The sequence below is a fragment of the Lysinibacillus sp. NPDC048646 genome, assembly GCF_050272295.1.
In the GTDB taxonomy this organism is placed as follows: domain Bacteria; phylum Bacillota; class Bacilli; order Bacillales_A; family Planococcaceae; genus Lysinibacillus.
Genome location: NZ_JBNNLZ010000002.1, coordinates 88,174 through 110,612 on the forward strand (window position 1 = coordinate 88,174; position 22,439 = coordinate 110,612).

Genomic DNA, 22,439 nt, shown 5'->3' on the forward strand with positions numbered 1-22,439 from the left:
TTTTCATTTTAACCTCCATGCTGTCAAGATATACACGAAAGTTTAATCTGACTCATTGAATGCTTGGGGGCACTCAACAATCAGATTATGTATTGAACATGTGTTTATTAAAATAATATAATAGAGTTGTAAGCGATTTCAATATGCAGAAATCTAAGAACTGTTCAGTAATCAACACATCTAGAAAATCTGTTTAATAGGAGATGGGAAATTTGAATAGGAACGATTTACGCGTAGTAAAAACGAAGCAAGCTCTTCATAACGCATTGCTCACTTTGTTAAGCGAAAAGCCTTTGGAAAACATTTCGATTGCTGAAATATGCCGCGAAGCAAACGTGAATAGAGGTACATTTTACTTACATTATGAACAAAAAGAAAAGCTGTTTGAGGAATACTTTCAGGAAATTATGGAGGATTTAAATAATTCTTATGAAGAGCCATACCGTGCCGTCACAACCTTAAATAAAAACGAACTCGATCCAAATACTGTACGGATTTTTCACCATATTGAGCGATTTAAGATGTTTTATCGCATTGTTTTTTCAAAAAATGTGCCACTCACTTACTATTACATGTTATTTGATGAAATCCAAGCGCTGCTAAAAAGAGACTTAGCTCAAAGTAAAAATCGTGAAATTTCTATCGATTTTTATAGTGCCTATCAGACGAACGCCATTATTGGCATAATCCTTGAATGGTATCGCCATGATTTTGCGGAAAGTGTGAGCACTTTAAACGAGCAGCTAGTCACTATTTTGAAATTTCAACAGTAGACCATGAGCGTTCAGATTAGGCATTGTTAGTACATACACATGAGGAGCAATGTGGACCGTATTTTTACAACATACATGAATAATAGCCATATCATTAGCTGTCCATTATAAGAGAATGGATGGCTATTTTTATGATAGGGAAGAGCTTCCGGTGATAAAGGAGAAATTAGCACGTAGGAATTTTGGTAAAATCAGTAGAGAATTGTCCTTTATTCCTTTATGAATCTGTATATAGTTCATAAACATGGAAGGATGATTGTGATGATTACCATTAGTCCTGCGCATTGGTGGGTAGGTTCGGGCGCAAAAGATTTGATTGATGAGGTAGTGGAAGCCAGAAGGGTCGTTGCACGCGTTGTAGAAATATTGAAGATTCAGGGTGTGTCCGTAACAAAAGTACAAGATGATGTGTCTACAAATCAGCTTGAAAATCTAAGCTTTTTAGTGCACCAACATAATAAAACGAAACGTAAAGTAGACGTCAGTGTCCATTTTAATGCAATCAGCGGCCGTATCCAACAGGGCATTGGAACAGAGGTGCTCTTTTATGATGCGGTGACATTGGCTACTGCAATGAGTAAAGCTATTTCACATGCTTCGGGTCTGAAAAATCGCGGAGCGAAACAAAGAAAAGAACTCACTTTTTTAAACGCGACGACGATGCCTGCTATCTTGATAGAACTATGCTTTGTTAATTCGGTAGAAGATGTAAACTGTTACAAACGGCATTTTGAAGCCATTTGTAGGGCAATTGCTGCGACGCTGGCTGATTTTATTGGATGAAGGAGGGTGAAACGGATAGAATCAGTAAAGTGACGGATAGCTTTGAAAGTTTATACAATAAAAAACAGCGATGGCCTAATTTCTAATTAGGCCATCGCTGTTTTTTATCAGTTATTGGGCAGTAGCGGGAACGATTTGCTCGCTGCTGTGTATACTTTTTGATCTTTTTAACGCAACTGCGACGATTGAAATGGTAAGTGTTATGGCAATGATGATTGCTAACGAACGACTATTAGCGCTTAGGCTATCTGCGTTTCCTCCAAAAATAATTGTATAGTAACCGTCTGCACCATACGTCGCTGGCAGTAGAGAGGCTAGTCGAATGTAAAAATCAGATAACATGACTTTTGGGACGAGAACACCTGATGAAACAAGTTGCAGTGAAAGTGCGCAAATATTAAAGACCATACCTATATTTCCAAAAATTAAGACAAATACTTGTACTAAACATAGAAAAGCCCAAAACAGTAATGACTGGAATAGATAAATTGTTAAAAAGCCTTCTTCACTGGAAATATGAAAAAGATGCATCAAGCCAATTGTTAGTAATGGAAGCATGAAAGCTACGCCAAAATTTATAAGTTGTCTTGCCCAAAATAATGACCATTTTGATACGCTATCTTGAACAATCTGTGCTGCCTGCTGATGTTGCATAATCATCACCATTGCGCCGACAAATGAAGAGATAATCACCATGAACGGGACGAAATTTGCAGCAAATCCGTCTACATCATTCGTTTTGATAATAGACGATTCCACTGCGCGATCCTGTAAACGCATCATTGTGGAAGTAACTGTATCTTTCATCAGTAACGCAGTATTTTGATCAAGTGGAAGCTGTGTAAATTGTTGTGAAAATGCTTGGATGATTTCTCCTTGCTGTAAAGGATATAGCTTATGATTTACTTCCGCTGTGACTTGTTTCGCTACGTTTTCCATCATCGTTTTTGATAGGCTGGCATTCGCTTGATTAATAGAATAAGTGATTTTAGCGTCATGGCCCTCCTGTAAAAGGGCAGTGAAATCAGCTGGAATATGAATAATCATATTAATGTTACGTTTTTCTAATTCCTTTTCTGCCTGGCCCGTAGATACGAAGTCCTTTGTTGTAAACGGCATTGAAGCCTTTATTTCATTTGTCAGTTGTTGCCCAATGTCTTTATCTTCATTTATAAAGCCAATCGTTAAATTTTCGGCTCTGTCATTTACACCATCATAGGCAGTCATCCAGACAGAAAAGAAAATTATTTGAAATGCAATCGCAGCGATAATTCCAATATAAGTTTCGCGAATACGAAATAGTGCTTGTAATCCTTTCATTATTAACCTCCTAAATAAGTAAGTACTTGCTTGCATTGAACGGAAAAATTTTTTCTAGGAAACTAATCCCCTAGAAAAAATGGCAATACTTGTTTTGATCAGCTCTTCTGATGGTATGTCTGAAACAATGGCTCCTAAGCGTGCGCGCGAAATAAAGTGTCCAAAGTTAATAGCAATCAGCGATAGTGCAGCCGCTTCAAAATTTACTTCTCGAATTTTGCCTCTACTATGCATTTCCTTGAAATAAAGAACCAGTTCTTGTTTGATGAGAAGCGGAACATTGCCGATTTCTTCATTTATTTCGGGAAAGTGCATCGCCTCTTTAAAGCCAATCATAACGAAATCCTTAATGGACATCATATAATCAAAATATTTTAGCGAAAATTTCAATAAATCGGTTTCTAAATCCCATGTAGCGTTTTCTCGCATTGTCCCCTTCAAAATAGGATTGTAGGAAAACTGATTGACAAGCGCTTTTAAAATCCCTTGTTTATTGCCAAAGTGGCGGAAAATCGTTACCTCATTGACGCCTGCTAACTCAGCGATAGCTTTCGTTGTTGCCGCGGTATAGCCCTTTTCACTGATTAATTGTAATGCTGCATCAATGATTCGTTCTGCTGTTCCTTTCGTTGCCAAAACAATACGTCCCTTCATGCAAGTGATTACTTACATGCTAACATGGCGTAAAGGTATTTGCAATATAAATTAAGACATCTTTGAATCCATCGACTGTCACACTGCTCAGGGTAGCGCATGTCCCGCTCGGCTGTAGTGTAGTGCTCACATCACTTGGTGTAGCACTCGGATCAGTGGTCACAACCCAGTGGCAGTTGCCAAAACGCGTAGATTGCTGGCGGCAACGCTCAACTACCTTCAGTGAAATTTGATTTGTCGTTGACAACTATATCGGCTGCTGATATATTTTAGTTATATCGTCAGCCGATATATTGTTTGACGATATAGAGGGGGTTTTTTTATGACGCAGGAACATCCGCCGTTAACAGAGGGCGTTTATTATATTTTATTGGCATTATTTGAAGCGCGTCACGGCTATGGCATTATGCAACTGGTCGAGGAGATGAGTAAAGGTCGTGTCCGGCTCGGGGCTGGTACGATTTATGGAGCTATTAAAACATTGTTGGAACGAGAGTGGATTGAAGCGTTAGACGGGGATGGTCGTAAGAAGGAATATATCATTACTGCAAGTGGAAAAAAAGTTGTGGAATACGAAATTTTGAGATTGAGGGAACTTTTTGACAATGGTATCCGTATAACGAGAGGAGATGGGTAATATGCATAAATATCGATGGGTCGTTAATCCATACGATATAGAGAAGTGGATCAATGAGATGGCTATGCAAGGGTGGCATTTGCAAAAGTTCACATGGACTCGTTTTACATTTGAGCGTGGCGAGCCAGGTAGCTATATTTATCGACATGATGAAAAAGATAGGTTTGCTACACCGTATGAAGACGATTACCTCGAATTACTACAAGCCTCTGGCATAGAGCTTGTTGATCGCTCAGGCAATATCGTATTTTTTAGAAAATCTGCAAGTGAAGGGCCATTTGAATTATACACGGACAAGAAAACCAAGATCAGTAACCTGTCTAAGAAAGTGACGCTGCTATTGTCGCTGCTGCTACTTAATTTCGTATTTGGCATCACGGGGCTAAGTAGAGATTTTTCAGGACTGGCTACAGAATGGTTTGGACTCGCAATCAATATAGGCAACGTTCTCGTAGTGTTGTTACTTACTATACCTTTATTCAGGTTAGTTCGATTGCGCAAACAATTGAAAAAGGATCTTGATGTGTATACAGACTAGATTGAGGTGATTCTTGTGAAACTGAAAAAATTTCGCTTTTATATTGATCATGAACATGAGGAAACATGGGTCAATTCTATGGCGGAAAGCGGCTGGCATTTAAAAAAATTTTGGCCATGCGTTTATATATTTGAAAAGGGAAATCCAAGTGAATACATTTATCGCAGTGAAATGGTGATAAAACGGAAGAAAGATTATTATGAGTTTCTAGAGTCCATGGGGGTAGAATGTATTCATTCTTTTGGCGTATGGGCGTACTTTCGGAAAAGACGTGAGGATGGACCATTTGAAATATTTTCCGGGAAATTAGAAAAAATCAAATATCTGTCACGTTTAAATACACTGTTTCTGTTCGCTGCTCTAGTGAATATATTTGTGATGCTAAATAATATTGTGCTACCACTTCTTCGTCATGAAATTCACCAAGAAATCCTATGGGTGAGCTCTTTAAATGTCTTGATGGTGGCTTTACTTTATGTAGAAATTCATAGAAATAATAAACGAAAAAAGAAATTGCAAATGCATGCTCATATATTTGAAGCGTAAGTGAGGGATTATATGTAAAGAACAAGCTGACATAGCGGGCAGGGCTAGCATCTGTAGACACATTTTTGGATTATTTTGTTTTTGAACAAGGGAAACCAGGTCAATACACACTACCGCTATTCTTGTAGGCATTTTGAAAAATGTAAAACGTAAAAAAAATTGGAGCAAGCATTACATATATTTGAAAGGTAGGGAGGAAATAAGATGTCATTACAATTACAACATGTTATGAAGAAATATAAGGACTTTACAGCAGTCGATGATTTGAATTTCACAATAGAAAAAGGTGAAATTTTTGGACTGATTGGACAAAATGGGGCGGGTAAAACCACGACATTTCGTATGATACTAGATTTGCAGGAAACAACAGCCGGTACGATTACATGGAATGGTCAACCTGTTAATAACATCAACCGTGATGTCCTTGGTTATTTACCGGAGGAACGTGGGATTTTCCCAACGATGAAGGTTGAAGATCAATTATACTTTTTCGGCGAGCTTCGTGGTATGAAGAAGGCAGAGCTGAAAAAAGATATCGATTTTTGGATTAGTCGATTTGAGCTGGAAGAAAAACGCAAAGATAAGGCCGAGACATTGTCCAAAGGGAATCAACAAAAAGTACAATTAATTGCAAGCTTTATCCATAAACCACAGTTTTTAATTTTAGATGAACCATTTAGTGGTCTTGATCCGGTGAATAAGGACTTGCTGAAGGACGCAATTCTACTGTTAAAGGAACAAGGAACGACGATTTTATTCTCCAGTCATCAAATGGATAATGTGGAGGAATTGTGTGATCACCTTTGTCTATTAAAACGTGGCGTTTCCCTCTTTACAGGTAGCTTATTAGATTTAAAGAAACAGTATGGTAAAACAAAGTTATCAGTGCGTACAAATTGGTCTACTACACAGTTACTAGCACTTGAAGGTGTCAAAGACGTGCGTGTGGAAAAAGAGCAAACGGTGCTCACACTAGAGGATGAACATTTTGCACAAAGCATATTCGACCAGCTATCAAACGGAAAGTATATCGAAAAATTTAGCTTAGATTATTTAACATTAGATGAAATCTTTAAGGATAAGGTAGGTGGCAGTGTTGTCGAAGTTTAATTTATTGATGAAACAGTTATATATGTCAAAATTGAAATCCAAATCGTTTATTTTGATGACGCTATTATACGTTGTTGGTATGTCAGTAGCTATTTTTTGGTCAGATATTAAAGAGCTCTTTACAGGAAATGATGAGGCGCAACAAATTGCCATTATCAATGATACGACTGCGGATTTAAGTGGCATCTTTGTTTCAAATGCTGATATGGAGTTTATACAAGACGAAACGAACTTAACCAAATTAGAACAAAAGGTAAAGGACGAGAAAATAGCCGCAATTGTTGAAATCAGTGATAAAGACGGACAATTACAGGCTGAAATTTCAACCTTTACGCCATTAAAATTAAACGATCAATCAACGATTTCATCGTTATTACAGTATGCGGGTCAGCATTATGCCGTACAGCAATTATCGCTTTCACCAGAGCAGGCAGCGCAAATTATGGCGGCAAACACGATTATTACCAATAAAAATTTAAATGAAGAAACATCGGGTGGTAAAAGTGAGGAAGAGAAGCAATCAGGGTTATGGGTTTCCTATGCAGTGGGTATCTTAATTTACTTCTTTATTTCTACATTCTTATCAATGATTACAACTGAAATTGCTTCTGAAAAGGGCTCACGTGCAATGGAAATGCTATTAGTAAGCGTGAAACCTGCTACCCATTTTAAAGCAAAAATTGCTGGCGTACTGCTACTAGCATTAACACAGATGGCTATTATTGCTGGTGTGTTCCTCATTTACGCGAAATTCCTTAAGGGTGGCGTAATTTGGGATATGGCGGGAGGCATTGTGAAGGAATTATCTGTGAGCTATGTGTTATATGCAATCTTGTTCCTATTATTAACAATTATACTCTATTTAATTGTTGGCGCATTATTCGGTTCTTTAGTTTCCAAAGTAGAAGAAGCTGGCCAAGTGCTCATGCCAGCAATGATGATTACGTTAATTGGCTTCTATGTCATGTTATCAGGAATTGGTAATCCAGATACAATTGTTATTAAAATTTTCTCTTATATTCCATTTACTTCTGGAATGATCATGCCGATGCGTATCGGTGCGACAGATATTGGTGTTATGCAACCCTTTTTATCGCTCACTATCCTCGTGGTCACGATTATTGTGACGTATTTATTTAGCTTATCGTTCTACAAACGCAGTGTGCTGACATATAGCACTGGTGGCGTTATTCAAAAAATTAAAACCGTGTTAAAAGTCACAACATGATGTTGAAGAGCAGCTACTTTATGTGGCTGCTCTTTGGTGTATTGTCCAGGGCATTCGCACCAAACACTGGAGGATTCGAAGGCTATGTAAGGTATTTCGACAATTCAGTCGTATTTCATTTTCAAACAAGCTATAATTTATAAAAAGGGGATGATCAGATGCTCTCAAGAGAGGAAATTGAAGCTTTACTCAAACAGCCACAAACGAAACGTCCAGCGACACAAATGGAGAAAGAACAGTTCTTTGTGAAGCTTGCACAACAATTACTCAAGAGTGAAGAATTAGCAAAAATTTTGACAAATCGTGAACTACTACAACTTTTTGTCGATGTAGAAAACGATAATCATTACAGCTTTCAATTGAAATGTCTTGATGATCCCTATACAGTAAATGACTCATATTTTTTAAGGCTTGAATAAATGAAACTTTTTCATCTTTTATTCGTATTAAAAAGTAGAGATTAATCGCAGGGGGTATTACTAATGTCTGAATTCAACAACGATTTGTTAAAATCTAAAGATCCATTTGCTACAGAGAATCCATTATTACAGCCAAATCCATTATTGCATGCTACACCAGCACAAGCTACACCAGCACCTACGCTTATTTCACAACAAGAGCTTTCGCAAATTGCGCAAAATCAGCTTGCGTTAAAACAAGATCCAGAGGTGCATTCACTCGCACAGAAAATTGATGTGAAAGACCAAATTGCGATGTTGGAGTTAGGAAAAGAAACAGCTACGGGTATTTCTACATTTTCAGATAAAATGCTAGCAACGATGAAAGCAAGTAAGCTTGAGGAATCGAGTGTGTTGCTAAACAATTTAAATAAAGTTATGGATAAATTTGATCCGCAAGATTTTACAGACGAGAAAAAAGGTGGTTTCCTCACAAAGCTGTTCAATAAAGGTAAGGAACAATTAGAACGTATTCTTTCTAAATATGACAGCATGAATAAGGAAATTGACGTGATTTATCGTGAAATTCAAAAATACGAGGTCGAGATGAAACGCAATACCGTAGACCTTGAAACGTTATATGACCAAAACTTAAATTACTTCCAAACATTAAGTAAATTTGTAGCGGCCATTGAAGTGAAGGCAGATGAAGTGCGTTCGACGTTACCAATGCTGGAGCAAAAAGCGCAAACAGGTGACCAGTTAGCGTCAATGGAATATGAAACGATGCAACGGGCAGTAGATTTGCTTGAGCAACGACGCTATGATTTAGAAATGGCGCAGCAAGTATCATTCCAATCTGCTCCACAAATTCGTTTAATGCAACAAGGCAATAATCATTTAATCGGTAAAATCAACTCAGCATTTGTCACAACAATCCCAATTTTTAAGCAAGGACTTATTCACGCAGTCACATTAAAGCGTCAAAAACTGATTTCAGATTCAATGACTGAGCTTGACCGTCGTACGAATGAAATGCTTGTACGAAATGCCGAGAATATCAGTAAGAACAGTGTCAATATCGCACGTGCTGCAGGTAGCCCGAGCATAAAAATCGAAACGATTGAAACAACATGGCAAACGATTATGGCAGGTATTCAAGAAACGAAGCAAATTCAAGCAGAAACAACGAAAAACCGTGAGGAAGGCCGTAAGCGTATCGAAAAACTACAGCTTGAATATGAAAAACTGAAAAAAATGTAACAAGAAAGCTTCTTGCATGATGTCAATGCAAGGAGTTTTTTATTTTGACAAAATGACATTAACTTATTATGATAATATAAATGAGAATGATTATCAAAATCGAAGGAAGCTGAAAGATGTTAAATAAAGTAATACCATTCCATGGATTATTTAGTAATGGAGTGACTACAGAATGATGAACAAAATAGATCCCTTTGCATTGTCTTATGAAACTTTGCAGGATGGCACGGTTGCCGTCAAAACGGCAGATACTTTGATGCTGTTAGCACAAAACCGCTACAAAGAATTAGCGCATATCGAGCAATTATTTAATGCTATGGATGTAGATTTAGATGAAAAGCATCAGATTTTGGAGCAGAATCGGAGAACTTTAAAAAAACAAAATGCACAGCTGACAGAAGAACTGCAAAAGATTGCACAGCAAAATGCAGTGTTGAAAAAAAAACTAATAGAATATAATTGTATTGTGGAGGAATTCAAAGAGCTGCGTAGCCAAAATACGGAACTCCTTATTGAGTTAAGTAAATATACTGCATTGACGAGAGAAACACTCTCGGGACCACTAAAGTCTATGATTCGAGATTTACGTGAGCAAGGTGTGGGCATAAAAGAAATTCATATTCGTATTAAACGCCAGATTAATCCAGACATCAGTTATAGTATGGTACGAAAATATATTTCTGAAATCGAAAGTGAATCCGATTAAGTACCCATTCCGTGTTTATCGGCAACATTTAGTGATTTATCGAAAACTTTTTAGAATTTAGCGCCTAATTGAGCCTTTTTATCGATAACCAATACGTTCATAGTGAAAATGTGCATTTACAGTTTCCAAACAAAGTCCTATAATGAGTCTATTCTTTCACTTTATCTCGCATGAACGGTCAGGAAGGCGCTACCTCTAGTGGAAAGATGAAAATGGCTAGACGAAGTGGGCGATCAACTGATTGCAGTTTAACTTTATTCATCAAACGCCTACTGAACTAAGTTGTGCTTACAGACATTTACGCTGAGTCGTAAATGATTTATACATCTAGATTAGGAGAATTATAGACAATGTCGAACGAAAAAAAAGGGATTTTGGCAGCATTTTTTGCCTATGTCATTTGGGGCGCATTCCCGCTTTATTGGAAAATGCTTGAGCATGTGCCAAGTATGGAAATTTTATTGGGACGAGTTATTTGGTCCTTTGTATTTACGGTGATAGCTGTGCTACTCATCGGTATGCGTAAGGAACTGCTAGCAGATTTAAAATATTTATGGACACATCAGAAGCTTTTTTGGCTACTAGCGGGGGCCTCTTTTGTGATTTCAATGAATTGGTATTTATATATTTGGGCTGTAACGCATGAGCATTTAGTTGAGACAAGCCTGGGCTACTATATTAATCCATTGCTGTCGGTCATTTTTGGCGTTGTTTTCTTTAAAGAGAGACTTAGCCGTGCACAGTGGGTTGCCACAGGTATTGCCTTTATCGCTGTCATTATTTTGACGATCAACTATGGTTCTGTGCCATGGGTAGCGTTACTTATCGCATTAACCTTTGCTGTTTATGGTGTGCTGAAAAAGAAAATTACCATTGATGCAACGAGAGGACTAGCGATTGAAACATTGTTTATCCTACCATTTGCTCTTGGGTATTACATTTATCTATTTACAACGAGCCAAGCTTCTTTCTTACATGTCAATGTACAAACAGATATATTAATGATTGTCAGTGGAATCGTCACAGCGGTGCCTTTAATTTTATTTGCAAAAGGTGCGCAAAATATCCCACTCTATTTATTGGGCTTTATACAATACGTAGCGCCAACAATTGTCTTGATTTTAGGGGTGGTCCTTTATAAGGAACCATTTAGCCAAGTTGAATTAACGGCGTTTAGTATTATTTGGATGGCCTTATTATTATTCTCTGGTTCGAAAATCATCGAAATAAGAAAAGCTCATCATAAATCTGCGTGAAAAAAGGACTTGTAGAAATTTTCTACAGGTCCTTTTTATATGTATGGCATGTGCACCAAATAGGTGATAAAGTGAAACTTCATGTCATTCGAGGTGGAATGACAGCCCACTATTTGCTCTATTTCCATATAAGTTTCGATACCACAAGATATTCAAAAAAAGATAAATTATAATAGTAATAAGATAGTATAGAGGTAAAGTATAAAATTGGGAGAATGAAGAATGATTGAAACTATAAGAAAACAACTTGCGGTCTGGAAAAAGAAAACGATTTCGTTAAGCGAGTTAGAAAAAATATTTAATAACGAAATTCAATCTTATGAGGAATTAACTCAAATCGTCTTGCGGCTAGAAGGCGAACAAGTACTTAATATGGTGAAGGCAAAAGGGCGTACAGGAAGAGTTCCATCGCTTGCCTATCAATATAGAATTGATAAAAGTTTACTTAACGCAGAGTATCATCTTGAATTGCAACGTTACCGCTTGCAGTTACATTCACAAATTTATCTCGATCGGTATTTTCTTTTGGAACCAGCAGTTTGGGAAAACGACCTTCCGTATATATTGAAAATCGATCAATTTTTAAAGAGCAATCAGCTACCAAATGAACAAGTTCCAGCTCCTGAAAGAAGCTTTGAATTAGTCGGTGATGAAAAGTGGATTGTTGAAAAGGGGGGCAAAGAGCTTTTAGAACGTACTCAATTGTGGGATGTTATGAAAATTACGCCAGTATCAGACCCTTTGATGTTTGCTGTGAATCCAAACAAATTAATGACAGCACAGCAGCTCCATTTAATCGTAGAAAATAAAACTACTTACCAAGGATTGTTACCAAGTTTACAACATAGTGAATTTACTACTTTAATATACGGTTGTGGTAATAAAATTACAAGCAGCATAGAGCAGTTTTCCTCTCAATATCCAGTACAAGCTAGTCATCTTTTTTTCTATTTTGGTGATATTGATAGAGCTGGTATTGCTATATGGTACTCTTTGAATAAGGGGAGAAAAGTATATTTAGCTATTCCATTTTATAGAGCATGTTTACAGAAGATTTCAGTTAGTGGTAAGGACTATCAAAGAGAAAATAAAGATGCTATTGATTGCTTTTCGTCTAATTTTTCTCTAGAAGAACAATATCAAATTCGCAATATGTTTGAAAACGGACAATACTATCCACAAGAAGTTTTGAAGACGCGAGAGCTTCAACGTATATGGAGGGAATTCGATTGGATAACTTTGATTTTAAAGAAATAACAAGTGGATACAGGGAAAGAATGAGAAGACTTGCTTTATTTGAACCTTTATTAGAATTAGACCGTAAGCAAAAGCAGGACGACATGGGAACTTCCATTGATATGAAGGGGTTAGGATTATTAGCACTGTTGTTTTTTTTCGAACAAAAACTAATTCGTCAATACAGAACGGATGTTAAGCACTTGGCGACTTTTTTAAGAATAATGACAGAGCAACACTATGTTTTGGAAGAAAGTGAGTATGAAAGGTTAGCTCGTTTAATCGTTCAAACTTTTCGACCGACAACTGGTAAAAAGCGTAGTTATTCATTTTTTAATTGGGAAACAAATAAAGATGAGGCAATTGAGTATTCTATTTTAAGAGCAAATGATTTTGATGTGAAAACAAATACACAGTTTTATACACTCGATGAAGACGGACTGGAGCTATTATTTGCAACAAAAGAGTTTTACAGTGAGTTTCAATTATCTATTAATCAACTTTTGTTGCGTAAACAAATAGACAAAGGTGAGTTTCAGGGTGCGTTACGACAAATAAATGAAATGCGTATAGATGTTGAAACTTTAGAAGAAAGAATGGATCGGCTAAAACATGAAATTCAAAGAAGTATTGTATCAGAAGAAACGTTTGAACGATATAAACAATTACTTACCGACATTTACGAGCGCTTTGCACGAGAAGACGAGGAATTTAAAGAATTACGCACTTTTGTCAAAGAGACGCGAGAACGACTTTTCTCAAAGGATATCCATCTGAAGGAGAAAACAACTTACGATAAGGTTTTAAGGATAATAAGAGAGTTAGAAACTGTTCATAGCGAGCACTCAAAATTGCTACAAAAGACTGCTGAGTTACAAAATACGACACTTGTTATTGCACAGGAGTCTTTATATTATACAGGAATGCAGTCGCTTAATTTTGACCAAGACATTGTCTCTACAATTATTTCATCTCCTTTAAATGTCAATGTGATGAAAGGTGTTTTACATCCTTTCTTAAAAATTGAAGAGAATTTGTCATGGTCACCATTCACTGTTTTCGCCGAACAGAATATTACTGAAGGGCGAGAGGAAAAAGAGCTAGCTAGCTTTGAAGAAATCGAAAAAAGTGAAAATGAACAAGTATATAGCAAATGGTTGTCCTCTCGTTATAAAGAATTAATGGAAAAGTTACTTGCAGCATATGAACGAGGACAAGCTGAAAAATTAAGTCGTTTTGCGAACTATGTAATAGAACACGAAAATGAACAATTATTAGAACAACGATATTTTTACGATTTCTTTCTACTGCTGCATCAACAATCACCTATTACAAACGGAGAGGTTGGAGAAGAACGTGCAGTCCTTTTAGGAGAAGTACTTAAAGTATTGGGGAATCGAAAGTTGACCATTGTTGAAGGGGAAGAAATTTTGCAATACTGTCCAAGATATTCTATACAAGAAATGCATGTCGCATTAGAGGAGGTTTAATATGTTCTACCAAGAAGAAAAAGTGATGAAAGCATTTCAGTTGTATACGTCATTAGCTCGCCAAGGTGTTTTAAATGCTGAAGCTGTACAGCTGTATAAAGCAGATGACGAAATACGGGGATTACTTGATCGCTTTAGTCAAGAAGTAGATTGTGTCATTATCCGAACGAGTGAGCAGTTGTTTTTAGTACCTCAAACAAAACTTTCCCCTTTTCATATTAGTAATGAGTGGATTAAACGTCACTACTTAAAAAGTGGTGCGACAAATGGCGATATTTATCTATTATATTTTGCAATCATTGTGTTATTCGGAAATTTTTATGATACATATCAAAGTAATGAACCAACGAGAGATTTTATCAGAATAGATGAGTGGGCTCAGTATATCAATGAACGAATACTTCATCTTCAAAGTCATGATGAAGAAGAGCTTAAGAAATCAGAAAAAGAATTTTCATATAATTGGCGCTTGATTATTGAAAAGTGGGAGAACATGGACGACATTAAGGAGACAGCGAAAAAACAAAGTGGCAATACGATTAGTCGCCTTAGTTTTATTGATACAGTTAGACGATTTCTTGTAGACGAAGATCTTATTAAAGATATAGGGAACGAAGAAATAACATTAACTGAAAAATCCAAGATGATTATTCAACGCTTTTTTATGGAGGTTGAATATAACAAAGGAATCCTTGAGTTTATCTACGATTTCGAAGGGACTGAGCAATAATGCCAGCAATAAGTAAAATAAGGTTAACAAATATTGTATTTGAAGAAGGACAAAAACGTTATAACGATGAGACATTTTTGTTTGATGGACATAATGGAGCTATCTTACTTGAGAATGGTGGAGGAAAGACCGTTTTCATCCAAACTGTTTTGCAAGCAATACTACCTCATACACCTTTAGCTCAACGGAAGATTAAAGACACGTTACAATTAGAAAACGCCCCAGCCCATATTGCCATTGAATGGATATTAAACGAGCAGCCGCGAAGGTATATGACGACTTGTGTATCGTTATTCTTAACAAAAAATAGCGTAGATTCATTACGTTACGTATATGAGTACGAAGGAAAAGACGAGCATTCTATTGACAATATTCCTTTCGTACGTATTACAAATGGGAAGAAAAGACCTGCTGACCGTGGTGAAATATTAGATTATTACAGTACTATGCGAGAAAAGTCTGTTCGAGCTCAAACCTTTCAAACAAAAAAGGAATATCAGGCGTATATAGAAGAGCAATATCAAATTATTGAAAGCGAATGGGAAAGTATTGTGAAGATTAATAGTACAGAAGGTGGCGTCGAGGCATTTTTTGATGAATGTAAAAGCACAAGCCAGCTGTTTGATCGACTTTTAATCCCTACTGTAGAAGACTCAATCGCAGGACATAATAAAAATAGTTTTGCCGACTTATTTGAAAAACAAAGAGAAAGCTTTCATTCGTATAAAAAGTTGAAAGAAAGTATCGAGGAAAATAAACAAATTCAACTGGAATTAGAGAGGTATGTACAACTTTTTGAAAAGTTGCATAGTAGACAAATTGAATATATTCATGTGAAAGAGCAGGCAAAAGGAACATGGAATAGTATAAACAATCAAAAAAGCGCAACGTTAAACGAACAGGATATCGTGCAAAAGCATAAGCTTCAATGGGACTTGGACCAACAACAATATGAACGTAAGCAAGCCTCCTATAAAATTTTGCTAGAGGAACAATTGCTTCAAGAAAAAGAGCAAGCGTTCCAGCAAATCGTGTTAGAGCATGAGGAATTACAAGAAAAATATGAGAAAAAGAAAATATATTACTATTCTTTAAAGCTGGCAGAACTAAAAGCAACGCTAAAAAACAATAAAGAAAAGCTTCAATATTTAGAAAACGAATTGCGACAGTTTGAAAAAACAGAAGAGATAATCGATTTTGAGGAACAACTTAATGAAACAAAACGTATGCTCTTAGGTTCTTATCGTGAAGAAATGGAGCAGCTAACAAAAGAGATGCAACGAATTGTATATGAAATAAACCCTTTAATGGAGCAACTTGAGAAAAATACGAAGCAATATGAAGAACAGGTTGCCAACAAGCAAGAAAATGAAAAGCAACAAGCAAAGTTAAAAGGGCAAGGGGAAGGAATTAAAAGGCATTTAGAAAAATTAACTCAACAACTACTTGCAAATCCAGAACAAGAAAGGGTTGTGGATTTATTACCTGATTGGAACGACCGTATTCAATTCTTAGATGAGGAAATTATTAGGCTAGAGCAGCTGATAAAACAGTTGAACAATCAATTAAGTGAATCAGAAGAGAAAAAAGAATTTTACAATGAAGAACGTAATAGAAACATTACTTTGAAAACGGCAAATCGCGCAAAGCAAGAGCAGTTACAAAAAGCTCATCAACAACTTATTGAAAATCTGAAAGCAGTGCGTCCACAATGGGCTAATATTGAATCCATCTATTTACAGCAAGAAACAGTGGAAGCCAGGTTAAAAGAAGATATCAGTCAAACCAATAGATTACGGGAAGATTGGTTATATCGTGAAAGGCTTGCCTATCGTTTTGTCGACGATTATGAAAATCAAGAAAACTTTTTTGCAGATTCGTTTTTTGCTGAGCAGCTAAAACTATGGAGAAATCAGTTTGATTATGTTACGACGGGTGTTGAATTTTTACAACAAATGGACGAAGATGCTCGTATCGTAAAACAACAATATTTATTGTGGCCGCTGTCAATTATTACAACTTCTAATTCAAAAGAAAAGCTGATTCAAAAAGTTCAACAAGTTTCAGACCGCCTTGCTTTTCCGATTGCTATCTTAACGATTGAAGAGGCTTCGAATATTGAATCGGAATCAGGAAAAGAAGCATGGATTTCACCACAACATTGGCATGAAAATGTCAACCCTGTGAATTTTGTGCAATGGAAGAAGCAAATAGGCGATAAAGCGCATAACATTACCCATTCACGTAAAGAAACTGAGGAACTATTATCGTTCAAAGAGCAAGCGTTAAATAAATTACAGCACTATTTACTGGAATTTCCGCATGATGTTTATGAAGATTTAAAAAGTGAAGAAAATAGGTTGCAGCATGAGGAAGAAACCATACTTTTAAATCTGAAAAGAGAAGATGCCTATAGTCGTGAATGTAAAAAAGAACTCGAAACAATAGCGGCAAATGTAAAGCGGTATAAAGAAGAAAAAAGCGGATTAGAAAATAAAGTTGTAAAGGCTTCTGAGTATTTGCAATATGATAAGGAGCTAATCGCTTTAACCCAAAAAGAGCGGCAGTACGATCTTTTAAATAAAGAGCTTGACCAAAAAGTAGCACAAATCGCACATCAATTAGAACGTTTAAATGATGAAATTCAAGAGCGTAATGATCGGAAAAATGAAATAAACTTCAATTTGCGCAATAAGGAAGAAAATCATGAATATAAGTCTGTCAAGTATTTGGAACCGATTTACTCAGGTCAAAGCACAACCATAATTTTAACTACCATTAAAGACTTGGAATTTAAAATTAGGAAAATTACTACAACTCGTGAAGCGTTAGTAGCAAGACATGAAGCAGCTTTAAATGCGTTGCAATTGTCAGAACAACAAATAAACGATTTACGACTGGAGCATAGAAATTTATTAGAAGACCTGCAGTATCCTGTTGAAGGCTTGCAGCACATAAACGCACTTCTTGAAAAATTACCACAATTAGAAAACGAAATGCTTATTAAAGGCAAAGAGCGAACAGAGAAACAATCAGAACGTGATATTCAAAGTGGTAAAGTAGAACGAATGCTTGAACATTTTCAGGAAATATTTCAACAGGAAAGACTACAATTCAGCGAGAATATTTTTGACATACAAGTCAGCTTACAAGCAGAACAAATGCGCCTTGCAAAGCACAATGATTATTTAAAACAAACGCATTTGAAGGTCGAACAACAATTAGAAGACATAGAATTTGCAGAGCGAGAGCTTGAGAAATTTGAGGAAAGTCACCATTTTACAGCCCCTGATATTGTTGGTGTTACATTCACTGAAGATGTGATTACAGAATTTACTTATAATCGAAAAGCTTTTGTTCAGAAAATAACAGAGCTATTAAAACAAAAACAGCAGGATTTAGCTTGTGAAGCGAAACAAGTAGAACATGCGAAGCGTGCTTTTCGAGCATTTTGTCATACTGTAATCACGGACGTCAAAATGCGCAATATGGCACTAAATGGGATCGAATATAAACAAAGCTATGAAGATATCATTGCATTTCGCAACAATATGATGATAAGTGTTGAAAGAGCAACACATTATGCGAACGAACACATACGCCAAAAAGATGCTGAAATGCAAGCATTTATCAATCAAATTCACAATCACTTACAAACAGTTGTAGAAGAATTACGTCATATTCCAAGTACAACAAAGGTAAAAGTAGGAGACACATGGAAACAAATTTTTAACTTTATTATTCCTGATTGGCAAGAAAATGAAGGGAAAAATCGTATTCGTGATCATATAGATTGGATTTTATCGCAATTAGAGTCTGACCGTTTTCTTAACGATCAAGGAATGGAAGACAGTGGGAAGGTACGAAAAGAAATCGAAACCTGGCTACAGTCAAAACAGCTGCTACAAATTGTTATGAACAATGAAGTGATGAAGGTTAGCTGCCGTAAAGTAACGAATGATGGGAATGTCTCTACACGTTCATATTCTTGGGAGCAAAGTAATATTTGGTCTGGAGGAGAAAAATGGAGCAAAAATATGACGCTATTTCTGGGCATTCTAAAATATGTTTCTGAGAAAAGACATCATGCCCAAACAAAAATGAAGCGTTACCGCACTGTTATTTTAGACAATCCATTTGGAAAGGCATCGAGTGACCATGTACTCAACCCAGTCTTTTTCGTAGCCGAACAATTAGGCTTCCAAATGATTGCACTAACTGCTCACGCAGAAGGGAAATTTCTACAAGACTATTTTCCCATCATTTATAGCTGCCGACTACGCGCATCCAAAGATTCAAACAAAAATATCATGACAAAAGAAAAATGGCTACATCATGCGTACTTCCAAGACCACGAACCACTAGCTATCGACCGCCTAGGTGAAAAAGAGCAAATGATGTTGTTTGAATAATAGGGAACTTACGATTAAAAAGTATTGTAGCAAAATACATTAAAAAGAATTAGTAATTTATTTGAATTATTAAAGGTAATACGGATGAGCCAATAAAAATTAGATGATTTTTTGATAAGATAGAAACAGACTCTTAAGAAATTGTTGGAGCTTAATCAGAAAATCAACAACTATGAGTGACACCTTATGGGGGGGTGGCTGGTGGTATGACAACACCAAACTGGACAACTTATATAAGGACTGCTGTATTGAATTCAACCGGTGTTAAATAACCCAATGTTCCATGAATTCGGATATGATACGAGTCAAGTCCTTAATCTTGTGTAAAAGTAATTCTCCTAGTTCTGTCGAGTACTTGTCCGGAATAACAGTTGAATAGAAGCTAGCTTCTATTCAACTGTTATTCCGCGTTGGAGCGCATACTCCTCGTCTTTATCCATTAAGATTGCTCCAATTAACCGTGTTGCCGAACGATGATTTGGAAAAATTCGAATCACTCGTTCACGTCGACGTACTTCTTGATTCAAGCGTTCTAAAGCATTTGTACTGTGAATAAAGGAATGCATTTTTTCAGGGCACTGTAGATATTGAATGGTATCTTCAAAGCCATTTTCTAGGATGACCAGAGCTTTCTCATACTTTCCTTGTCCCTCGAATTCCTCCACTAGTTCTTCGTATCTTTCGCGTGCCTCTGCTTCCGTTAAAGACTGAAAAATTCGCTTTATTCCTGTTCGAAATTCCTTGGTATCTTTTTTGGGCAAGGACTGAATAAGATTGCGTTTAAAGTGAACGGTACAACGCTGCCACGCTGTTCCTTGAAATTCAGCTTGAATGGCTTTTCTTAATCCTTCATGCGCATCGGAAATGACTAATGTAGGCAGGGTAAGCCCGCGCACTTTGAGGGACTGAAAGAAATGTTTCCATGCCTCAAAGCTCTCTACATCGGACACCTGATAACCAATGATTTCACGTCGTTGACGTAAGGTAAGTGCCGTCGCAATATAGACAGCTTTTGAAAGGACACGTCCATTTTCACGTACTTTAATATACATGGCATCTAGAAATAGGTAGGGACACTTCAAGTCTACTAGTGACCGATTTGTCCATTTTTGAATAGCTGGATCTAATTTTTCCATTAGCGATGATACAAAAGATTTCGATACTTTCTGTCCACATAGCTGCTCCACAACATGGGTGACTTTCCGCGTAGAAACGCCCTGCACTACCATCTCGATCAACGTCAACACCAGTGCCTGATCCATGCGACTGTATTTTTCAAACAGGGTTGTACTAAATTCACCATCTCGTGTGCGTGGGACACGTAATGTAACCCGCCCAATCGTTAAGGTTAGATCACGCTCATAATAGCCATTTCGCTGTCCTTTACGCGCATCAATTCGTTCATATGCCTTTGCCTGTATATAATCGTCTCTCTCTTTTTCCATAAATTCATTGAGAATTAACACCACTGTCGACTTCACAATCGCTTCCATATCTGAATCCATAACGGATTCTTTTAAAAAATCCATGTTTAGAGTAATATTAAATTGAGTCATTTTTTTCCTCCTCAATGTTTTGGTCGTACTTAACATTTACCCAGGAGGAATAAAAATGACTCTTTTTTCTTTTACACAATTATATGGACTTTATCATGATACGTACTACTTCTGTCAATTTAAAAGAATGCCATCTATTTTGAACAAAGATTAGTCATAATAGATGGCATTTATAGTGATTAAATGGATAATATAGCGGAAAAAAATAATGTTTATATCGGATAGAATAATATTTAAAAATCGCCCATCATTTAATAAATTTTACAAATCGTTTCTTGCCAATTTGTAACACGTCATTGTTCATTAACGTATGATCTAAATCATCAAGAAGGATTTTTTTACCATTTAATGATACGCCATTTTGTTTGATTAACCTTACAAATTCGCTTTTACTTTGAACAAAATTCATATTAATAAGCTCAGAGATGATGTCCGCAATTTTTTCGTGTCCGATTTCGATTAAAAGGCTAGGAATATTTTCTGGAATTTTCCGTTTTTGAAAGGCGGTTTCAAAATAGACTTTGGCTTCCTTCATCGCATTTTCACCATGATATAACGAGGTAATTATTTCTGCTAATTCTAATTTCACATCACGGGGATTTTCGTCGTTTGCTATACGCTCTTGAATCATTTTGATTAACTGAGGGTGCTCATCTGTTGCCAATTCAAAATATTTAATGATCAAATTATCTGGCACTTCCATCACTTTTTTAAACATCGTTTCTGGTGCCTCATTGACACCGATATAATTCCCTAGACTTTTACTCATTTTTTCAACCCCATCTAACCCTTCTAGCAGAGGCATAAAAATGGCGATTTGTTTTTCTAACCCTAAATGCTTTTGTAGTGTTCGTCCCATTAAAATATTAAAGGTTTGGTCTGTGCCGCCTAACTCAATGTCTGCGGAAATTTCTACTGAATCATACGCTTGCATTAAGGGGTAGAAAAATTCGTGAATCCCAATAGGCACTTGATTTTTATAACGTTTTTGAAAATCATCTCGTTCTAAAATTCGCGCTACCGAAGTCGTTGCAGCTAATTGAATGACTTCTTCAAACGTTAATTTTGATAACCATTCACTATTAAAACGGACAGTTGTTTTATCTTTATCTAATACTTTAAAGATTTGCTCGCAATAGGTGTTGGCGTTTTCCTTAACCACTTCATCACTCAGTGCCACACGACCTTTTGATTTACCTGTTGGGTCACCAATGCGACCAGTAAAGTCCCCAATCAAAATGACTACCTGATGCCCTAAATCTTGCATTTGCTTAATTTTGCGTAGAACAACGGCATGACCTAAATGAATATCCGGTGCTGAAGGATCAAGACCTAATTTAATTGTCAGCGGCTCTTTCTTCTCGAATGAACGCGTTAATTTTGCCAGTAATTCTTCTTCATGAACAATTGATTCTGTCCCTTTTTTAATGATTGCTAATTGCTCTTGTGGTTCTAACAACATCTATAACAACTCCTTCAAATGTTAATCTGGCAGATTCTATAAGAGAAAAACAAAAAAACGCCCTTTAGGAATAAACCTAAAGGACGTGTATGAACGTGTTACCACCTTTATTTGAGAGCTATTCACATAACTCCCCTCGATAAGTACGGCTATATGCGATACCCATGCATTGATTACGGATGCAACCCCGTCGTAGCCTACTATAATTTCGGTACGCAGCTCCAAGATGTATTCACCTTAACTTTCCTTGCGCCTCTCAACAACCGGCTACTTTCTGTAAGTTCCATTAAAGCTACTCGTTCTCTTCAACGCTTTTACTCTTATACTCCGAAATGCATAAA

The 22,439-nt window shown here is 36.6% G+C and carries 19 protein-coding genes and 1 other annotated feature; of the genes, 15 read left to right on the top strand and 4 right to left on the bottom strand.

The window, feature by feature from the left end:
• The first annotated feature begins 212 nt into the window (after nucleotides 1-212).
• Both ACQKII_RS02675 and ACQKII_RS02680 read left to right on the top strand, forming a co-directional pair.
• Entirely contained in the window at nucleotides 213-773 is a 561-nt protein-coding gene (locus tag ACQKII_RS02675; RefSeq protein ID WP_427456092.1) for a TetR/AcrR family transcriptional regulator, read from the top strand.
• A gap of 261 nt (nucleotides 774-1,034) precedes the next feature.
• Nucleotides 1,035-1,556: an N-acetylmuramoyl-L-alanine amidase gene (locus ACQKII_RS02680; protein ID WP_427456094.1), complete on the top strand. Its 522-nt coding sequence runs from the start codon at nucleotides 1,035-1,037 to the stop codon at nucleotides 1,554-1,556.
• A 111-nt stretch (nucleotides 1,557-1,667) separates the two neighbouring features.
• Here the strand turns inward: ACQKII_RS02680 and ACQKII_RS02685 are convergent, their stop codons facing one another.
• Complete coding sequence (locus ACQKII_RS02685) at nucleotides 1,668-2,876, bottom strand: YhgE/Pip domain-containing protein (RefSeq protein ID WP_427456096.1); 1,209 nt, start codon at nucleotides 2,874-2,876, stop codon at nucleotides 1,668-1,670.
• 54 nt (nucleotides 2,877-2,930) lie between these two features.
• Nucleotides 2,931-3,512, bottom strand: a complete 582-nt coding sequence (locus tag ACQKII_RS02690; RefSeq protein WP_427456098.1) for a TetR/AcrR family transcriptional regulator — start codon at nucleotides 3,510-3,512, stop codon at nucleotides 2,931-2,933.
• A gap of 340 nt (nucleotides 3,513-3,852) precedes the next feature.
• Here ACQKII_RS02690 and ACQKII_RS02695 point away from each other — a divergent pair, with 340 nt between their 5' ends.
• The 13 genes from ACQKII_RS02695 (at nucleotide 3,853) to ACQKII_RS02755 (ending at nucleotide 19,080) form a co-directional block, all read left to right on the top strand.
• A complete protein-coding gene (locus tag ACQKII_RS02695; RefSeq protein ID WP_143998403.1) occupies nucleotides 3,853-4,167 on the top strand; it encodes a PadR family transcriptional regulator in 315 nt (104 codons plus the stop codon).
• A gap of 1 nt (nucleotide 4,168) precedes the next feature.
• The gene (locus tag ACQKII_RS02700) at nucleotides 4,169-4,705 is read left to right on the top strand and encodes a DUF2812 domain-containing protein (protein ID WP_427456100.1); all 537 of its coding nucleotides are present in this window, start codon (nucleotides 4,169-4,171) and stop codon (nucleotides 4,703-4,705) included.
• 15 nt (nucleotides 4,706-4,720) lie between these two features.
• Nucleotides 4,721-5,251 carry a DUF2812 domain-containing protein gene (locus ACQKII_RS02705; protein ID WP_427456102.1) on the top strand — a complete coding sequence of 177 codons (531 nt, stop codon included), beginning with the start codon at nucleotides 4,721-4,723 and terminating at the stop codon, nucleotides 5,249-5,251.
• 204 nt (nucleotides 5,252-5,455) lie between these two features.
• The gene (locus ACQKII_RS02710; RefSeq protein ID WP_143998406.1) at nucleotides 5,456-6,361 is read left to right on the top strand and encodes an ABC transporter ATP-binding protein; all 906 of its coding nucleotides are present in this window, start codon (nucleotides 5,456-5,458) and stop codon (nucleotides 6,359-6,361) included.
• Nucleotides 6,345-7,589: an ABC transporter permease gene (locus ACQKII_RS02715; protein WP_427456739.1), complete on the top strand. Its 1,245-nt coding sequence runs from the start codon at nucleotides 6,345-6,347 to the stop codon at nucleotides 7,587-7,589. Before ACQKII_RS02710 ends, ACQKII_RS02715 begins: the two co-directional genes overlap by 17 nt.
• Before the next feature lie 158 nt (nucleotides 7,590-7,747).
• Nucleotides 7,748-8,008: a hypothetical protein gene (locus tag ACQKII_RS02720; protein ID WP_427456105.1), complete on the top strand. Its 261-nt coding sequence runs from the start codon at nucleotides 7,748-7,750 to the stop codon at nucleotides 8,006-8,008.
• 63 nt (nucleotides 8,009-8,071) lie between these two features.
• Nucleotides 8,072-9,250, top strand: a complete 1,179-nt coding sequence (locus ACQKII_RS02725; RefSeq protein ID WP_427456107.1) for a toxic anion resistance protein — start codon at nucleotides 8,072-8,074, stop codon at nucleotides 9,248-9,250.
• A 172-nt stretch (nucleotides 9,251-9,422) separates the two neighbouring features.
• Nucleotides 9,423-9,956, top strand: a complete 534-nt coding sequence (locus tag ACQKII_RS02730) for a hypothetical protein (RefSeq protein ID WP_427456109.1) — start codon at nucleotides 9,423-9,425, stop codon at nucleotides 9,954-9,956.
• 350 nt (nucleotides 9,957-10,306) lie between these two features.
• A complete protein-coding gene (gene rarD / locus ACQKII_RS02735; RefSeq protein ID WP_143998410.1) occupies nucleotides 10,307-11,212 on the top strand; it encodes an EamA family transporter RarD in 906 nt (301 codons plus the stop codon).
• Nucleotides 11,213-11,434: 222 nt separating this feature from the next.
• Nucleotides 11,435-12,469, top strand: a complete 1,035-nt coding sequence (locus tag ACQKII_RS02740; RefSeq protein ID WP_427456111.1) for a Wadjet anti-phage system protein JetD domain-containing protein — start codon at nucleotides 11,435-11,437, stop codon at nucleotides 12,467-12,469.
• Nucleotides 12,442-13,938, top strand: a complete 1,497-nt coding sequence (locus ACQKII_RS02745) for a replicative DNA helicase (protein ID WP_427456113.1) — start codon at nucleotides 12,442-12,444, stop codon at nucleotides 13,936-13,938. Before ACQKII_RS02740 ends, ACQKII_RS02745 begins: the two co-directional genes overlap by 28 nt.
• Nucleotide 13,939: 1 nt before the next feature.
• Entirely contained in the window at nucleotides 13,940-14,668 is a 729-nt protein-coding gene (locus tag ACQKII_RS02750) for a DUF6063 family protein (RefSeq protein ID WP_427456115.1), read from the top strand.
• On the top strand, nucleotides 14,668-19,080 hold the full coding sequence (locus ACQKII_RS02755) for a hypothetical protein (protein ID WP_427456117.1): 4,413 nt from the start codon (nucleotides 14,668-14,670) through the stop codon (nucleotides 19,078-19,080). Before ACQKII_RS02750 ends, ACQKII_RS02755 begins: the two co-directional genes overlap by 1 nt.
• Nucleotides 19,081-19,469: 389 nt before the next feature.
• Here ACQKII_RS02755 and ACQKII_RS02760 read toward each other — a convergent pair whose 3' ends face one another.
• Nucleotides 19,470-20,636 carry an IS256 family transposase gene (locus ACQKII_RS02760; RefSeq protein WP_427456119.1) on the bottom strand — a complete coding sequence of 389 codons (1,167 nt, stop codon included), beginning with the start codon at nucleotides 20,634-20,636 and terminating at the stop codon, nucleotides 19,470-19,472.
• Between the two features lie 247 nt (nucleotides 20,637-20,883).
• The gene (tyrS, locus tag ACQKII_RS02765; RefSeq protein WP_427456121.1) at nucleotides 20,884-22,098 is read right to left on the bottom strand and encodes a tyrosine--tRNA ligase; all 1,215 of its coding nucleotides are present in this window, start codon (nucleotides 22,096-22,098) and stop codon (nucleotides 20,884-20,886) included.
• Between the two features lie 76 nt (nucleotides 22,099-22,174).
• Nucleotides 22,175-22,416 (bottom strand) — a binding site (T-box leader).
• Between the last annotated feature and the right edge of the window lie 23 nt (nucleotides 22,417-22,439).

Bases quoted from the DNA above. Each gene is read 5' to 3' on its own strand.
- rarD (WP_143998410.1), top strand. From the start codon at position 10,307: ATGTCGAACGAAAAAAAAGGGATTTTGGCAGCATTTTTTGCCTATGTC.
- ACQKII_RS02680 (WP_427456094.1), top strand. From the start codon at position 1,035: ATGATTACCATTAGTCCTGCGCATTGGTGGGTAGGTTCGGGCGCAAAA.
- ACQKII_RS02695 (WP_143998403.1), top strand. From the start codon at position 3,853: ATGACGCAGGAACATCCGCCGTTAACAGAGGGCGTTTATTATATTTTA.
- ACQKII_RS02750 (WP_427456115.1), top strand. From the start codon at position 13,940: ATGTTCTACCAAGAAGAAAAAGTGATGAAAGCATTTCAGTTGTATACG.
- ACQKII_RS02685 (WP_427456096.1), bottom strand. From the start codon at position 2,876: ATGAAAGGATTACAAGCACTATTTCGTATTCGCGAAACTTATATTGGA.
- ACQKII_RS02760 (WP_427456119.1), bottom strand. From the start codon at position 20,636: ATGACTCAATTTAATATTACTCTAAACATGGATTTTTTAAAAGAATCC.
- ACQKII_RS02755 (WP_427456117.1), top strand. From the start codon at position 14,668: ATGCCAGCAATAAGTAAAATAAGGTTAACAAATATTGTATTTGAAGAA.
- ACQKII_RS02700 (WP_427456100.1), top strand. From the start codon at position 4,169: ATGCATAAATATCGATGGGTCGTTAATCCATACGATATAGAGAAGTGG.
- ACQKII_RS02710 (WP_143998406.1), top strand. From the start codon at position 5,456: ATGTCATTACAATTACAACATGTTATGAAGAAATATAAGGACTTTACA.
- ACQKII_RS02720 (WP_427456105.1), top strand. From the start codon at position 7,748: ATGCTCTCAAGAGAGGAAATTGAAGCTTTACTCAAACAGCCACAAACG.
- ACQKII_RS02730 (WP_427456109.1), top strand. From the start codon at position 9,423: ATGATGAACAAAATAGATCCCTTTGCATTGTCTTATGAAACTTTGCAG.
- tyrS (WP_427456121.1), bottom strand. From the start codon at position 22,098: ATGTTGTTAGAACCACAAGAGCAATTAGCAATCATTAAAAAAGGGACA.
- ACQKII_RS02725 (WP_427456107.1), top strand. From the start codon at position 8,072: ATGTCTGAATTCAACAACGATTTGTTAAAATCTAAAGATCCATTTGCT.
- ACQKII_RS02740 (WP_427456111.1), top strand. From the start codon at position 11,435: ATGATTGAAACTATAAGAAAACAACTTGCGGTCTGGAAAAAGAAAACG.